Source organism: Thermosynechococcus sp. GLH187 (assembly GCF_031583395.1).
Taxonomy (GTDB): domain Bacteria; phylum Cyanobacteriota; class Cyanobacteriia; order Thermosynechococcales; family Thermosynechococcaceae; genus Thermosynechococcus.
Genome location: NZ_CP134175.1, coordinates 1,967,525 through 1,983,177 on the forward strand (window position 1 = coordinate 1,967,525; position 15,653 = coordinate 1,983,177).

Annotated in this window: 16 protein-coding genes and 1 riboswitch; of the genes, 6 read left to right on the top strand and 10 right to left on the bottom strand. The window is 54.8% G+C overall.

Annotated elements, in window-relative coordinates:
• Positions 1-4: 4 nt before the first annotated feature.
• The 4 genes from RHI63_RS09685 to RHI63_RS09700 are packed head-to-tail and all read right to left on the bottom strand — an operon-like array spanning position 5 to position 6,150.
• A complete protein-coding gene (locus RHI63_RS09685) occupies positions 5-1,855 on the bottom strand; it encodes a prolyl oligopeptidase family serine peptidase (protein WP_206199984.1) in 1,851 nt (616 codons plus the stop codon).
• Entirely contained in the window at positions 1,852-3,300 is a 1,449-nt protein-coding gene (gene purF / locus RHI63_RS09690; protein WP_206199985.1) for an amidophosphoribosyltransferase, read from the bottom strand. Before purF ends, RHI63_RS09685 begins: the two co-directional genes overlap by 4 nt.
• Positions 3,301-5,586 carry a phosphoribosylformylglycinamidine synthase subunit PurL gene (purL, locus tag RHI63_RS09695; RefSeq protein WP_310821531.1) on the bottom strand — a complete coding sequence of 762 codons (2,286 nt, stop codon included), beginning with the start codon at positions 5,584-5,586 and terminating at the stop codon, positions 3,301-3,303.
• 39 nt (positions 5,587-5,625) lie between these two features.
• Positions 5,626-6,150 carry a GNAT family N-acetyltransferase gene (locus RHI63_RS09700; RefSeq protein WP_302677753.1) on the bottom strand — a complete coding sequence of 175 codons (525 nt, stop codon included), beginning with the start codon at positions 6,148-6,150 and terminating at the stop codon, positions 5,626-5,628.
• A gap of 71 nt (positions 6,151-6,221) precedes the next feature.
• Between RHI63_RS09700 and RHI63_RS09705 the strand changes: the two genes are divergently transcribed.
• Both RHI63_RS09705 and RHI63_RS09710 read left to right on the top strand, forming a co-directional pair.
• Positions 6,222-6,944, top strand: coding sequence for a hypothetical protein (locus tag RHI63_RS09705; RefSeq protein ID WP_149818954.1), 723 nt, complete (start codon positions 6,222-6,224; stop codon positions 6,942-6,944).
• A 40-nt stretch (positions 6,945-6,984) separates the two neighbouring features.
• Positions 6,985-8,643 (top strand): Ppx/GppA phosphatase family protein, encoded by a 1,659-nt coding sequence (locus tag RHI63_RS09710; RefSeq protein ID WP_310744492.1) that lies wholly within the window; start codon positions 6,985-6,987, stop codon positions 8,641-8,643.
• 10 nt (positions 8,644-8,653) lie between these two features.
• On the opposite strand, the gene RHI63_RS09715 is transcribed toward RHI63_RS09710, so the two are convergent.
• The 6 genes from RHI63_RS09715 to RHI63_RS09740 all read right to left on the bottom strand — a co-directional run bounded on the left by RHI63_RS09715 (position 8,654) and on the right by RHI63_RS09740 (position 11,647).
• Positions 8,654-9,589: a branched-chain amino acid ABC transporter permease gene (locus RHI63_RS09715; RefSeq protein WP_206199990.1), complete on the bottom strand. Its 936-nt coding sequence runs from the start codon at positions 9,587-9,589 to the stop codon at positions 8,654-8,656.
• The gene (gene gcvH / locus RHI63_RS09720) at positions 9,590-9,973 is read right to left on the bottom strand and encodes a glycine cleavage system protein GcvH (RefSeq protein ID WP_206199991.1); all 384 of its coding nucleotides are present in this window, start codon (positions 9,971-9,973) and stop codon (positions 9,590-9,592) included.
• Positions 9,974-9,989: 16 nt separating this feature from the next.
• Entirely contained in the window at positions 9,990-10,187 is a 198-nt protein-coding gene (locus tag RHI63_RS09725; protein WP_206199992.1) for a hypothetical protein, read from the bottom strand.
• Between the two features lie 18 nt (positions 10,188-10,205).
• The gene (gene def / locus RHI63_RS09730) at positions 10,206-10,772 is read right to left on the bottom strand and encodes a peptide deformylase (RefSeq protein WP_149818965.1); all 567 of its coding nucleotides are present in this window, start codon (positions 10,770-10,772) and stop codon (positions 10,206-10,208) included.
• A gap of 72 nt (positions 10,773-10,844) precedes the next feature.
• The gene (locus tag RHI63_RS09735; protein WP_149818967.1) at positions 10,845-11,186 is read right to left on the bottom strand and encodes a LapA family protein; all 342 of its coding nucleotides are present in this window, start codon (positions 11,184-11,186) and stop codon (positions 10,845-10,847) included.
• Between the two features lie 95 nt (positions 11,187-11,281).
• On the bottom strand, positions 11,282-11,647 hold the full coding sequence (locus RHI63_RS09740) for a hypothetical protein (RefSeq protein ID WP_206199993.1): 366 nt from the start codon (positions 11,645-11,647) through the stop codon (positions 11,282-11,284).
• Positions 11,648-11,725: 78 nt separating this feature from the next.
• On the opposite strand from RHI63_RS09740, the gene RHI63_RS09745 reads away from it, so the two are divergent.
• The 4 genes from RHI63_RS09745 to RHI63_RS09760 all read left to right on the top strand — a co-directional run bounded on the left by RHI63_RS09745 (position 11,726) and on the right by RHI63_RS09760 (position 15,597).
• A complete protein-coding gene (locus RHI63_RS09745; protein ID WP_302678177.1) occupies positions 11,726-12,553 on the top strand; it encodes an aldose epimerase in 828 nt (275 codons plus the stop codon).
• A gap of 33 nt (positions 12,554-12,586) precedes the next feature.
• On the top strand, positions 12,587-14,107 hold the full coding sequence (gene trpE / locus RHI63_RS09750) for an anthranilate synthase component I (RefSeq protein WP_302677743.1): 1,521 nt from the start codon (positions 12,587-12,589) through the stop codon (positions 14,105-14,107).
• A gap of 166 nt (positions 14,108-14,273) precedes the next feature.
• Positions 14,274-14,891: a Crp/Fnr family transcriptional regulator gene (locus tag RHI63_RS09755; protein ID WP_206199996.1), complete on the top strand. Its 618-nt coding sequence runs from the start codon at positions 14,274-14,276 to the stop codon at positions 14,889-14,891.
• 124 nt (positions 14,892-15,015) lie between these two features.
• Positions 15,016-15,100: riboswitch (Glutamine riboswitch) on the top strand.
• Positions 15,101-15,138: 38 nt separating this feature from the next.
• Positions 15,139-15,597: a DUF4278 domain-containing protein gene (locus RHI63_RS09760; protein ID WP_310821532.1), complete on the top strand. Its 459-nt coding sequence runs from the start codon at positions 15,139-15,141 to the stop codon at positions 15,595-15,597.
• Positions 15,598-15,653: the final 56 nt, after the last annotated feature.

Below are 15,653 nucleotides of genomic sequence, written 5' to 3' on the forward strand. Positions count from 1 at the left end.
TCTTCTAGCCGTTGAGTAAACGCCTTTGATAAAACTTTAATTCTGCCTCAAGGGCGGTGGCGATCGTGCTGCTTTGGCGGAAGCCGTGTCCCTCTTCGGCAAAGGTGTAATATTCTACGGGAATGCTCTTGGCCTGAAGGGCGGCTACCATCTGTTCCGCTTGGCTGGGGGGAACAACGACATCCTTTAGCCCCTGAAAGAAAATCACCGGACAGGTGAGGCGATCCGCATGGTAGAGGGGCGATCGCTGGCGGTAGAGGTCTGCCCCTGCGGGATAGGGGGCAATCAGTTGATCAAAATAATGGGCTTCAAAAGCATGGGTTTCCTTGAGCAGGCTAAGGAGATCACCAATGCCGTAGTAACTTGCTCCCACATGGAAGGTTGTCGTAAACGTCAGGGCACACAGAGTGGTATAGCCCCCAGCACTGCTGCCGCGAATGGCTAAGCGATCGCCATCCACCTTTCCTTGGCGAACTAAATACTCTGCCCCAGCGCTACAGTCCGCCACATCCACCACGCCCCACTGTCCCCGCAGGGCATTGCGATAGGCACGACCATAACCCGTACTGCCACGATAGTTGACATCCAACACCGCAAAGCCGCGACTAGTCCAAAACTGGATGCGCAAATCGAGACCTGTGCCACTGGCTGCCGTTGGCCCGCCATGACTTCTCACGATTAAGGGGGGGCGTGAGTCTGCCGGGGGCTGTACTTGGGGATTTTGGGGCGGGTAGAAAAAGCCGTAGGCGGTTGCGCTGTCACTCGTCGGAAATTCCATCACCTCGGGCTGGGAAATCCACTCCCGTGGCAGAGGAGAAGCAATGGGTTGCAGCGGTGTGGTGGTGCCGTCATCCAGATTGAACTCAACAATATGGGGGGGCAACAGGGGCGAACTGCCAATCAAGGCAACGGCGCGATCGCTCAGGCGAACGAGAGAATGAATCTCAGTGTAGTCCGTCGGGACAGTTTGCCACTCACCCGTGGCTAGGGAGACGACTGCCAGCCGCCATAGGCCGCGATCGCTATAGGTTAACACCACCGTTTCCGGGTTCACCAAAGCATAGGTGGATTGACCAAAGACCCACAGGGGCACACCGGCATCATAACTGGCCTGCCAAACAGGTTCATGGTGGCCATCACGGTAGCGGTAGAGATTCCACCAGCCAGAGCGATCGCTGATGTAGTAGAGGGTCTCTCCCTGCCATTGGGGTTGCTGAACCGATTCATCGCTGCTGCCAGCAATACGGTAGGGGGTACCAAGGGAGCCGTCGTCATTGAGGGTTGCCCCCCAGAGTTCACAGCCATCCCAAGGCATCTGCGGTGCTGACCATTGCAACCAAACCAAGGTGTTGCCCCCTGGACTCAAGCGTGGCGCCGCATAGAAGCCCGCTCCTTGAACCAGCACTGTCCGTTTTCCCGACAGGTGAATGGCAACAATGGACTGTTGGCTGGAGCCATCGGCAAAATGCGCCTCTTCGACACACAACAGGCGATCGCGCCAAGGATCGACGCAACCATCGGCAAAGCGCGTATTCGCCGCTTGATAGATTAACTGAGGGCTGGGTTCCCCAAGGGCATAGATTCCCTGATCGGCATCATTGACAAAGTAAATCTGATCACCGTGGTACCAGTAGGCACCGCCGCCATACTCATTCACGCGCGATCGCGCACTCCAAGGGGCAGCCAAAAGTTCTTGCCCTTGACGCACCAGCACTACTCGCCCCTTTTCTTGGGGACGCCGCTCTAACCCCACCAAACCTAGGGGAGTGGCGCGCAATTCACTGAGACTGGTGGCCGCAGCACTGACTTCGGCGGCAGAGAGGATCGAAGGCCAGTGACCGTAGTCCAAACTCATTGGGGAATTTGCTCAAGCACCAACTTTTGCCGTTTCACTGGCTCTGGGATGCTAATCGGGTACTTGCCCGTAAAGCAGGCGGAACAAAAGCGATCGCCCGTATCATAAGTGGCGGCAATCATTCCCTGCCAACTGAGATAGCTCAGGGAATCGACACCAATCTGAGCGGCAATCTCAGCCACGGACTTGGTGGCTGCAATCAGTTGATCTTGGGTATCGGTGTCAATGCCATAGAAGCACGGGTGAGTGACCGGCGGCGAGGAAATGCGCATATGTACTTCCACTGCACCGGCATCCCGCAGCGCTTTGACAATTTTGCGGCTAGTGGTGCCCCGCACAATCGAGTCATCCACAATCACCACCCGCTGTCCCATCAGCACATCCCGCAGCGGATTCAGTTTCATGCGAATTCCCGACTCCCGCATCGACTGGGTAGGTTGAATAAACGTCCGCCCCACATAGCGATTTTTAATCAAGCCTTCGGCGTAGGGCACCCCCGTCGCTTGGGAAAAGCCAATGGCGGCAGGGATACCGGAATCCGGTACAGGAATGACGATGTCCGCCTCGGCGGGAGCTTCGCAACCCAACTGCTGTCCCAACCGCTGCCGGTAGCTATAGAGGCTCTCCCCCTGCATCACACTGTCAGGGCGGGCAAAGTAAATCATCTCAAAGATACACAGCTTGCGTTGCGACTCTGCCCATTGCACACTGCCAATCCCGTCGGCACTAATGTGGACGAGTTCCCCAGGCTCCACCTCCCGCACATAGTCCGCACCAATAATATCGAGGGCACAGGTTTCAGAAGCTAGCACGTAATGGGGCGTGGTCTCACCCATGAGGCGGCCAATCATTAAGGGACGAATGCCATGGGCATCTCGCAGGCCAAACAATCCTGCTGGTGTCCCCATCACTAGACTAAAAGCCCCTTGGCACTGTTGAGCAGCGGTAATGATCCCCTCTGACCAAGATTGACCGGTGGCCACGGCTTGGGCGATCGCCCAAGCAATGAGTTCCGAATCTGTGGTACTGGCTAACACCGCCGTAGGGGCATCACAGGCTAGGACTTGTTCGCGCAGAGCGTAGGTATTCACTAAGTTACCGTTGTGGGCTAAGGCCAAAGGCCCAAGGCGAGTGTCCACCACAACGGGTTGCGCATTGACAATGCGACTAGAACCGGTGGTCGAGTAGCGGTTGTGGCCGACAGCCAAATCTCCCACCAGCCCTCCAAGAATCTCTTCGTCAAAGACTTGGGAGACCAAGCCCATATCCTTGTAACAGTGGACGGTGTCACCCGCAAATGTGGCAATTCCCGCCGATTCCTGACCTCGATGTTGCAGGGCATAGAGACCAAAGTAGGCGAGGCGAGCCACATCCGCCCCCGGGGCATAGACCCCAAAGACACCACAGGCTTCTTCCGGCTTATCAGCAAATTGTTGTTCTGTCATTTAGTCCAAATACTTCGGCAGGGGCGATCGCCACGCAAGAGCTAACTCTTCCATCGTAACCTTGATAAGCGGAGAATTGTCACAGGTGTCAATACACAGTTCTGTATGTTCACCATTAACAACCCCTAGGCGTGTCCAAGCATTGGGCAGTTGCGCCTGCACATAGGCTTCCCACACCGTCTGTGCCGCTGGCGGCACCGAAACCAGAATGCGCGCCCCCCCTTCAGCAAACAGCAGCACATCCCACCGCGGATAGGTGCCCGCTGGCAATTGAATCGTTGCCCCCCGTTGGCTGCTGAGACAGCTTTCCGCCAAGGCCACGGCCAAGCCCCCCTCGCTGAGATCGTGGGCACTGGCAACCCACCCCTGCTGAATGCCATAGCGACACACCGCCTGCACTCGCTGCTCTAGGTCTAAATCAATCTGAGGTGGACGCCCCGCCACAAGGCCATGGATCTGGGCAAGGTATTCCGACCCACCGAGGCTCAGGCGCGGATCACTCAAGGGCGTGGTCAGAGGCAACCCCAATAGGTAAATGGCATCTCCGGGCGATCGCCAGCCCTGACCGACAACCCGCTGCAAATCGGGAATCAACCCCACCATCCCCACCACGGGGGTCGGATAAATCGGCTGTGGTTGGCCATTGCGATCAATTGTTTCGTTGTAGAGGGAGACATTGCCACCCGTGACTGGCGTTTGTAGAGCCCGGCAGGCCTCCGCAAGACCGCGGCAGGCATGGGCCAACTGCCAGTAACCTACGGGCGTTTCGGGACTGCCAAAGTTGAGGTTATCGGTGACGGCCAGAGGCTCTGCCCCCACACAACTCAGATTACGAGCGGCTTCGGCCACAGCTGCTTTGCCGCCTTCGTAGGGATCCAGATACACATAGCGGCTGGGGCAATCGACCGTCGCCGCAATCCCTTTGGAGGTGCCCCGCAGGCGAATGACCGCTGCATCAGCATCACCGGGGAAGACGAGGGTGTTGTTTTGCACCTCGTGATCGTACTGACGATAGACCCATGCTTTAGAGGCAATACTGGGGGTGGCGAGAAGAGTGAGCAAAATCTCCGCGGGCGATCGCGCCGGTAGCGCCAATTGATCCACCGACCATTGCCGCGCCTGTTGGACATAGACAGGTGGCTCACTGGGACACTGTCGCTCATAGAGGGGGGTATCTTCGGCAAGGGCACGGGCAGGCACCTCTGCGGCCACCTCGCCGCGGTAAAGCACCCGCACCAGCGGTTCAGCAATGACGCGACCCACAACCACCGCCTGCAAGCCCCAACGATGGAAAATCTCAATCAGTTCGGCTTCCCGCCCTTGCGCCGCCACAAAGAGCATCCGTTCTTGGGATTCCGAAAGGAGAAACTCGTAGGGCACCATCCCCTGTTCCCGTACGGGCACTTTGTCCAAGTCCAGTTCAATACCGACACCGCCTTTGGCAGCCATTTCCGAGGTCGAGCAGGTCAAGCCCGCTGCCCCCATATCTTGGGCGGCCACCACTGCCCCCGTTTGAAAGGCTTCCAGACAGGCTTCAATGAGGCATTTTTCCATGAAGGGATCCCCCACTTGGACGGCGGGGCGATCGCTCATTGATTCATCAGTGAGTTCGGCACTGGCAAAACTAGCCCCCCCCATGCCATCACGACCCGTTGTAGATCCCACATACAGCACCGGATTGCCAATGCCACTCGCTCCCGATTTAACAATTTCTGGGGTTTCCATGAGGCCCAAGGCCATGGCATTCACCAAGGGGTTACCGGCATAGCAAGGGTCAAAATAGACCTCGCCCCCCACCGTGGGCACACCGACACAGTTGCCATAGTGGGCAATACCCGCCACGACTCCTTTCACCAATTGTTGGGTTTTGGCTTCCTTGAGATCGCCAAAGCGCAGGGCGTTCAGCAGGGCAATGGGACGCGCCCCCATCGTAAAAATATCCCGCAGAATCCCCCCCACGCCGGTCGCTGCCCCCTGAAAGGGTTCAATGGCCGAGGGATGATTGTGGGACTCAATCTTAAAAGCAAGGCGCAAGCCATCCCCTAAGTCCACGACGCCGGCATTCTCACCGGGACCGACCAGTACCCGTGCCCCTTGGGTGGGAAACTGCTTGAGCAGGGGACGGGAGTTTTTGTAGCAGCAATGCTCTGACCACATCACCCCAAACATGCCCAATTCCGCGCGGTTGGGATGGCGGCCAAGGCGGCGGACAATTTCGGTGTACTCTTGGGGCTTGAGGCCTTCAGCAGCAATCTCAGCCTCAGTGACGAGGGGGATTTGGCTCATGGCAAAGGATGATTTCGGCTACGTTATTGATTATCGAGCCTAGCGGGAATTGGGGTACCAAAACATCCCCTTAATCCCCTCGGGATCCGGACGAAAACCCAACTGACGGTAAAAGTCGACAACATGGGGATCCGCAAAGAGGGTAATGTTGCTGATGTCCTCGCTGCGCAGTTCTTTGATCATCTGCCGCATTAATTCTTTGCCCAGCCCCCGTCCCTGAAACTCTGGATGCACGACCACATCCCAAATCGTGGCATTAAAGGCGTGATCCGAGGTCGCACGCGAAAAACCAATGAGGCGACGATAGGCACCCCGCTGCTCCCACATCGAGATCACTAAAAAGCTATGCTGAATTGCTTTTTTCACCTTGCGAATGGGGCGGCGCGACCAGCCCACGGCATCACAAAGTTCCTCGAGTTCATAGACATCAATATCTTTTTCTTTGCTGAAAATAATTTGGCTTTCGCTGCCATTGTCCCGCTCTACCTGAGAACCTACACTAGGGGACGTCGTGGTGGCGCTGGCAGTCGGTTGCGAATTGAACAGCGATTTCCAGAAGCTCATGCAAGTATGCTGGAGATGGGGAAACGACCAAGTGTAACCCGGCCTAGGCTATAGTATAGCGACTCTCACCCATGGTTTCCGATTTTCAACTGCGTAACCTTGATGTCCTGAAGCGATTCAACCGCTCCTTTCCGGACTTTTATGAGCAATTTGTTGGTCGGGATGTGCAACTGCAAAACCTGAAACTGGGGTTTCAAATTCATAAGACCAATCAGGCGGTGATTCAGATTGTCCCTGAGGGCGATCGCTCTGTTCTCCACTTTGCCCACCGCAATCACTCTTACCTGCTCAGTGATCTCTTTGGGGTGATGGCCGCCTACAAGCTGACAATTCACAATGTCTCGCTCTATGGCCATGTGCGACCACCGATGCTGGTGTTTGTCAAACTGGTGCTCTCAGAGCAGGGCAAACCCCTGACGAAAAAGCGTAGTGAAAGCGTGCGCCGTGCCCTCCAACAGACCCTCAGTGGTGAATTTGCCGTTGAGGAAATGCTGGCCATGGAGTTTAACCTCAACGAAGGCCTGCCGCAAATTACCACCAGCTTTTATCAGGATCAGGTCTTTCATCTGCCGGCACTGTTGGTGGAGTCCACCAATCATCCGGCGTTGCTCTACAAGGTGATGCACGCCATTTGGCAAGAGGAACTGCTGGTGGTGAATATCAACTTTATGCTTTGGCAGGGACGGGTGCGACTGTTACTCTATCTGCTGGGACCCAATGGCAGTGTGATTCCCGATTATTTAGGCTCGCGTATTGCTGCCAAGATTAAGGATCATCTAACGGGAAACACTTAGGGTAGGATAGGGGGTGTTTGTCTCCTTTGTTACAAGTCCAATGACGGCTGAACAACATCTCCACCTGTGGCGAGCAGTGAATCTCAGCGATCGCATTCTGGCGGCCATTGATGTTGGGACAAACTCAATTCACATGGTGGTGGTGCAAATTCAGCCCAGTTTACCCAGTTTCAAAATCATTGCTGCTGAAAAAGATATGGTGCGGCTGGGGGAACGTTGCCAAATTACGGGGCAACTGACAGAGGAAGCGATGAAGCGGGCGATCGCCACCCTGCGCCGCTGTCGCGAATTGGCCACGGGTCTGAAGGCCGAAGAAATTATTGGCGTGGCCACCAGTGCGGTGCGCGAAGCCCCCAATGGTCGCGAGTTTTTAGAGCGGGTCAAGGAAGAGACCGGCCTGACGATTGATCTAATTTCCGGTGAAGAGGAAGCGCGGCGCATCTACTTGGGGGTGCTCTCGGGGCTAGAGTTCAACGGCAAGCCCCACATCATCATTGACATTGGCGGTGGCTCCACAGAGTTAATCTTGGGGGATGGTCATGAACCCCGCTACCTCAGCAGTACCAAAGTGGGGGCAGTACGCCTGACGGACTTATTTGTCAAAAGCGATCCCATTAGCGATCAGGACTATGCGGCCCTGCGCGCCTATGTGCGGGGAATGTTGGATCGTGTTGTTGAAGACCTACGGCAGCAGCTTGGTCCCCATGAAAAACCGCAATTGGTGGGTACCTCAGGCACAATTGAAAGCCTGATGATGATTCACACCTGCGATCGCCTTGGTGCTTGTCCCCCCTCCCTACGCGGCTATGAACTGACGCTAGGGGACTTAAAGGCACTTGTGGCCAAATTGCGGCGACTCAACTTTAACCAGCGCTGTCAACTCTTGGGGATGTCGGAGCGGCGCGCTGAAATTATTGTTGCAGGGGCAGTGATTCTCGCTGAGGCCATGGAGATGCTTGGTCAAACCAGCCTGATCACCTGCGATCGCGCCCTGCGGGAAGGCATCATTGTGGACTGGATGCTTACCCACGGCCTGATTGAAGACCGCCTCCGCTATCAAAGCTCGGTGCGTCAGCGCAGTACCTACAGTTTGGCGCAAAAGTTCCATGTCAATCTTGCCAGCAGTGAACGGGTGGCCGATTTCGCCCTGACACTCTTTGATCGCACCCAAGGGATTCTCCACAACTGGACAGAAGCAGAGCGAGAACTCCTCTGGGCAGCAGCGATTCTCCACAATGCCGGTCACTACGTCAGCCATTCTGCCCACCACAAACATTCCTACTACCTTGTGCGCCATGGGGGTCTGCTCGGCTACACCGATACGGAAATCGAGATCATTGCCAACCTCTGTCGCTATCACCGCAAGAGTCCCCCCAAGAAAAAGCATGAAAACTTCCGCCAACTGGTGGGACGGCGAGAACGGCAAATTGTCGAGCAACTGAGTGCGATTCTACGGCTGGCTTCGGCCTTGGATCGGCGACAAATTGGGGCCGTGGATCACATTACCTGTGAGTGGCGCGCTCTACAACGGGAGTTTTGTGTGCAGGTACATCCCGCTGATCCGAGCGATCGCTGTGAACTGGAAATTTGGAGTGTCAACTACAAAAAAGAACCCTTTGAAAGCCAATTTGGCGTCAGTTTGAAGGTGGAATTAGTGCCCGCCAGTAGTACGGCTCTAGCCACAGCAGTCAACTACTAATTCAACAGCCTTAAACTTTTTCCACTGGGGGCTGCCCCAACAGCCCTTGGGGGCGCACAAGCAGCACCAGAAAGAGAATCGCAAAGGCCGCAGCATCCCGAAACCCCGAAGCAGCGGCAGGCACCATTGCCTCCACTAGTCCCAGCAAAAAGCCCGCCAACATTGTCCCCGGTAAGCTCCCTAGGCCCCCCAGAACAATCACCGCTAACCCCTTGAGACCAAAGATCACGCCAAACTGCGGCCCCGTAATCCCAACACTCAGGGCGACGAGGGTACCAGCAACGGCAGCCAAAGCACTGCTGACAAAAAACGTCACTTGAATAATGCGATCGCTATCAATGCCCAGTAATGTCGCGGCAGTCGGATTTTCGGCCACCGCTTGCAATCCTTTCCCCATGCGCGTCCCTTTGACCCAATAGGTCAGGGCAATCATCAAAACCACGGCCACGGCAAAGATGACAAATTGACTAGTGCGCAGGGCAATGTCCCCCAATCGCAGGGTGAGGGGCAATCCCCCCCAGAGTTGATCGGGATAGGTATAGACTTCGGCACCCACCAAATACTGGATCAGGTTGGTGAGGAGAACAGCCGCCCCAAGGCTGGCCACCACGGTCAAGAGGGTATCGGCGCGCTGTTGCCGCAGGGGTCGAAAGACGACCCAATCAATGCCAACCCCCAACAGGCCACAGCCAAGGGCACTGAGAACTAAGGCCAGCGCAAAGGGTAAGGCAATGGGAAGCTGTCCATTGGCCAACAGACCATTAAAGCCAAAGCGTCCCCCTAAGAGGGCATAGGTGAGATAAGCGCCAATGGCAAAAACAGCACCGTGGGCAAAGTTGATGATGCCCAAAATCGAGAAGACAAGGGTATAGCCGAGGGCAAAGATGGCATAAACACTCCCTGTGGCCAATCCATCCACAAGGACTTGCAAGCCGCTTGTTAGCACCTACGCTCCTTCCACAAGGGCACGATAATCCGCTGCTGAGAGGAGTCCCGTAGGGGGGGTACTGACTTGCACCTTCACCAACCACCCCTCCCCATAGGGATCGGCAGCAATTTGCTCCGGGTTGTCAATGACAGCTTGATTGACCTCAATCACGGTTCCGGCGAGGGGTGCATAGAGATCCTCAACGGCCTTGACCGACTCAATGGTGCCAAAGCGTTCGCCGGGTTCTAGGACATCGCCAACGGCAGGCAACTCAACAAAGACAATATCCCCCAGTTGATCGACGGCAAAGGCACTAATGCCGAGGGTGGCTGTATCGCCCTCAAGGCGCAGGTACTCATGGCTGTCGAGATATTGCAAGTCGTCAGGGTAGGTGAGCGTCATAGCAGATTCCAATCCATCAGGGGCGATCGCTGGCACGGGCAAGGCGCACCGCCGTTACAAAGGCTACTAAACCAAGGGGCACACTGAGGAGCAAAATCACGGTAGTTGGAAGGGTTCCCAACTGGGCTTCTCCCGAACTCAGTTCAAAAACACAACCCACCGTGGCGATCGCTGCCACACAGGCACCCAGTAGGTATAGATAACTCTTGGCCACAGACGATGATCCTCAGGGTTAGGCAGCAATGGGACGCACGGCACTGGCGGTAAACCCATGCTCTTTGAGTTCGTGGCGCAGTAGGGCTTGGTTCTCGACGCGATCGACAAACATCACCCCCGTCAGGTGATCAATTTCATGCTGGATCGCCCGCGCCAGTAGCCCACCCGCCATGATGACTTGGGGACGCCCCCACTCATCTTTGTAGGCCACCTCCACCATGGCCGGACGACGCACCTCTAGGTACACCCCCGGAATACTCAGGCAGCCCTCTTGGCAGACTTCAAGGTCTTCACTGAAGTCCTTAATGACCGGGTTAATCATCACCAACGGTTCTGCCTCGGGGTCATCGGGATGAATATCAATGACAAGAATTTGCTTATTGATGCCCACCTGCGGTGCCGCCAAGCCAATGCCATCGGCACTGTACATGGTTTGCAGCATTTTCCGCACAATATCGCGGATACTGTCATCCACTTTGCTGACCCGTTTGGCGGGTTGACGCAGCACGCGATCGCCCAAATAGTGCAATTGCAGGGGCGGATTTTTTAACTTTTTCTTTTCAACAGCCAGAGAGGTAGCCATAGGACACGCCGATTAACACAAAATAACAAAAGTTAATCATTTCCTAGCCTAACGAATTTTCAAGGCTCTCGGCTACTTTTCCGTCGAGGCACTGCTGACACTGGGCAAGAGGCGTTGTTGCTCCTCAAGGGCAGCTTTGTAGCGTTCCACATCCTCCTCAAGGTGGGCAATTTGCTCATCGCGGGCTTCCATTTCCACCCGGATTGTAAAGATGCGCTGCACCTGTACCCAGACGTTAAAGACCCAAGCAAAGACGGCACCAATGCCCATGGCCACGATGAGTTCAATGCACAATGGGGCTTGAATCACTTTCCCTTCAAAGAACTTAATACTTACGGGTTCGGTATTCTGAATACTAAAGAGAACTAAGCCCAAGCCAATGACAAATATCATCAAGAAGTTCAGTTGTCGCATAGGGCATCCTGTAACAAATCTAAGCATAGACAGGGATTGTCGCATCGGGCCTCTTGCCAGCGACCAACAATCTTGGGCTAATCATACCACTGTGGCTAGTCCTCAATCACTGAGTGACTGACTTCTACTGCTTGGACATCAATGGTGCCGGGGGGAGCCAAGCGTTGAAACTGGCGATCGCGCACCATCAGGATTTCGCCACAGGCGGGGCATTGGGTTTGGGTATTCTTCAAACTACTAAATTCAAAGCCACACACTGGGCAAGCCGCCGTCACCAACTTCCAGCGAAACCAAAGTTGTAACCCTGCAAAAAGGAGTACAGGGGTCAACATCAAGATGAAAAACAGCACCAGAAAGGATTGCACTAACCAGCCTAGCCCCAGTAGCCCCAGTAACCAAGTTACCAGCAACACACTGAACCAAAAACGCAGGGTGGGGTTTAGGGTAAATCTTAGGGACATTGGCCTCCCTCCAAGGGCATTGCCGCTATTCTAGCGTAGTCGCGAGTGTATCCTAAAAAGCAGGCGTACTGTCCAGCTATGGTAATGCCCTATACTCTCCACGCCGAACGTACTCGCGTTGAAGTAATTCCAGAGCGCGGTGGCCTGATTAGCCGCTGGCAGTGGCAAGGTCATGAGCTGCTGTACTTGGATCGGGAGCGCTTTGCCAACCCGCAGTTAAGCGTGCGTGGCGGTATTCCCATTCTCTTTCCCATTTGTGGCAATTTGCCCGAGGATACATTTCACCACAATGGCCAAACCTATCACCTCAAGCAGCATGGCTTTGCACGGGATTTGCCATGGCAGGTGTTAGATCAGCAGGAACATCTCTTGACGCTGGGATTGCAGGATACGCCAGCCACGCGCCAAGTCTATCCCTTTGCCTTTCATCTGACCTTAACCTACACCCTTGCTGCTGATGCCTTGGCGATCGCCTTTGAGGTGGCTAACCCCGGTGACACCCCCTTGCCCTTTAGCTTTGGCTTGCATCCCTACTTTGCCGTTGCTGACAAGCAGCAATTGCAGTTTGACCTGCCAATCCATGCCATGGTGGATCAGAAAACGCAACAACCCCTCACCTTTAGCGGCACGTTTGACTGGCATGCGGCAGAACTGGATTTGGCCTGTCGTCCCCTCACGGGTCAAGTGGCTCGCGTCTGTGATCTGCAACAACAGTACTGCCTGACGCTGCGCTATGATACAGCGTTTACAACCCTTGTTTTTTGGACGGTTCAGGGCAAACCCTACTACTGTCTAGAACCTTGGACTGCCCCCCGCAATGCCTTGAATACGGGGGTAGATCTCCTGCACGTGCCACCCCAAAAGCACCTCACCCTTGGCGTTGAGATTGCTGTTGCCCCCCTTTAGGGAGAAAATAGAAAGGTTTTCACAGACGCGACCATGTACCCCGATTTTCAGACCTTTTGTCAGCTTGCTGAGCAGGGTAACTTCATCCCCATCTATCAGGAGTGGGTGGCGGATATGGACACGCCCGTATCGGCTTGGTATCGGGTCTGTCGCGATCGCCCCTACAACTTTTTGCTCGAGTCCGTCGAGGGGGGTGAACAATTGGCTCGCTACAGCCTCCTCAGTTGTGATCCGCTCTGGGTACTAGAAACGCGGGGCAACCAAACCACCCAAACCCATCGCGATGGCTCACTCACCACATTTACGGGCAATCCCTTCACAATTTTGGCCAATTGCCTTGCCCCCTATCAACCCGTGAAGCTACCCCAACTGCCGGGGGGCATTGGCGGTCTTTTTGGTTTTTGGGGCTATGAACTGATTCAGTGGATTGAGCCGCGGGTTCCGATTCATCCTGCCACTGAAAAGGATTTGCCGGATGGCGTGTGGATGCAGGTGGATCAAATCCTGATTTTTGATCAGGTGAAGCGGAAAATTTGGGCAGTGGTCTATGCTGATACCCGTGAGACGGACTTGAAAACGGCCTATACCCATGCCAGCGATCGCCTAGAGCGGCTTTTGAGTCAACTGCGAACTCCGATTCCCGCTGCGGCCACCCAGCTGCACTGGCAACCCAGTCGCCAGACCCCTAGTTATACCAGCAACATCACTCCCGAAGCCTTCTGTACCAATGTGGCGCGGGCCAAGGACTACATCCGTGCGGGCGATATTTTCCAAGTCGTTCTCTCCCAACGCCTCAGTGCCACCTACAGCGGTGATCCTTTTGCCCTCTATCGCTCCTTGCGCCTGATTAACCCTTCCCCCTACATGGCCTACTTTCAATTTGGCACGTGGCAGATCATTGGCTCTAGCCCAGAAGTCATGGTCAAAGCCGAACACCATCCTGAAAAACGTGGGTCTCTCCTTGCCACTGTCCGACCCATTGCCGGTACCCGCAAGCGGGGTCACACCTACGCCGAAGATCAGCAGCTCGCCGCAGAACTCCTTGCCGATACCAAAGAAGTGGCCGAACACGTCATGCTCGTTGATTTGGGGCGCAATGATTTGGGGCGCGTGTGTCGTCAGGGGAGTGTCACCGTCGAGGAGTTTATGGTGATTGAACGCTACTCGCACGTCATGCATATTGTGAGTAATGTTGTCGGCGAACTATTGCCCGATAAAACGGCATGGGATCTGCTCCAAGCTTGTTTTCCGGCTGGAACCGTCAGTGGTGCCCCCAAAATTCGAGCCATGGAAATCATCTATGAATTGGAGGGCTGCCGCCGTGGCCCCTACTCTGGTGCCTATGGTTACTATGACTTTGAAGGTCAACTCAATACCGCGATCGCTATTCGCACGATGGTGGTGCAACTGCTAAGCGACCACCAACACCTCATTCACGTCCAAGCCGGTGCTGGTATTGTTGCGGATTCCGATCCGCAGCGGGAATACGAAGAAACCTTGAACAAAGCTCGCGGTTTATTGGAGGCCATCTCTGTGCTGGGCGGCAAGCCTTAACCAAATGATCAAGGAGCCATCATCTGATTTTTACATTTACCCCTTAATCTAATAGGCGGTTGTTGCTAACGTTACCCAGAACACAGGCACTGGGAATGTTGGAAAAACCACCCATCTCTCAGGCACACACCTAAGGGCTGGTTCCTTTGCTTGAGGTTCTACTGCCATGGCAAACGTCTCCACCGCTGCAATCACTCCCCCTGTGGATGGACGCTGGCGTTGCCCCTCTCGACTACACACGTTTGGCATGGGGGACAGCATCTGGATGGAGCCAGAGCGCATTTGGCTAGTGAGCCGGGGCGTCGTGCTGTTAAACCTTTTGCACCCCGATGGTGAAGAAGTGGTGGTGGGACTGGCCACACCCGGTACTGCTTTTGGTTTACCCTTGACCAGTTTAACGGCCTACCAAGCCAAGGCACTTTCCAAGGCAGAGTTGATGCTCTTTACACTGGTGGAGGTAGAATCCTCACCCAACTTGACCCAAAGCCTTGTGCGGGGTCTGGCTCGTCGCCTACGGCAAGCGGAAGGTCTTTTAGGAATTACCAGCCATCGCCGGATTGAGGAGCGATTACGCCATTTACTCTTGCTTTTGAAGCAAGAAATTGGTCAACCCCATCCCCTCGGCACTCGCTATAGTGTTCGCCTCACCCACCAGCAACTGGCAACGGCGATTGGCACAAGTCGAGTGACCATCACACGTCTGTTGGGCAAACTCAAAAAGGAGCAGTGGCTCACCTACGATCGCGATCGCCACATTATTCTCACCAACGCCGCTCAGATTTAGGTGATTTAGGTTAGTTCTCCCCTGATCAGGGCACCTCTGGCACAAAAGAGAAGGTTTCTAGTGTAAATTTTTGTAACCACTTGCACTCATAGTGGCAAAACTGTTAAATTAGATACAGAAATAAATCGTTCATCTTTGCTATCAACCACCAAAAAACTTAGGTGAATAGCGAAGACGGAAGTAGGGCAATTGTCCCGAAGGAACGCGCCTCAGCTGACAACAACTAGCCAGTACATCATTTGGGGCGATGATGATGACAACTACACTCACCTATCGCGGCGTTCAATACGACTACGTTCCTCCGGCAGTCCGTACTGAAGCAACCGATGTTGTAGCCAAATATCGGGGTTGGAACTACCACTGCACTCGAGCAGTGAATCCTCCGGCTCAACCTGTGCGGGATTTAATCTATCGCGGTGTGGTCTACCGTACGGGTCAAACGGAAGCTGTGAATACGACAGCAACCACTGCTGCCAACACAGCCAAGGAAGTGAATATGCCAGCGCTTGATCTCAATCAACTTTCGCGGGTCATTCTCACCCATCACCACCAAGTGATCAAAAACCGCGAACAATCCCTCCTCACGCGAATGATTGCCCAAATGGGATTACCTGCGGCCGCAGGTCACTATTGGAACCAAATTCAGGGCAAAATTAAGCCCCATGTCTGGACAAGCTACGATCGCAGTCATGCCACGATGAGCTAGCACAGGGGTGTGATTGTCCTCTCTCAAGACTGATTCGTAACGGCACTCGCATGGGA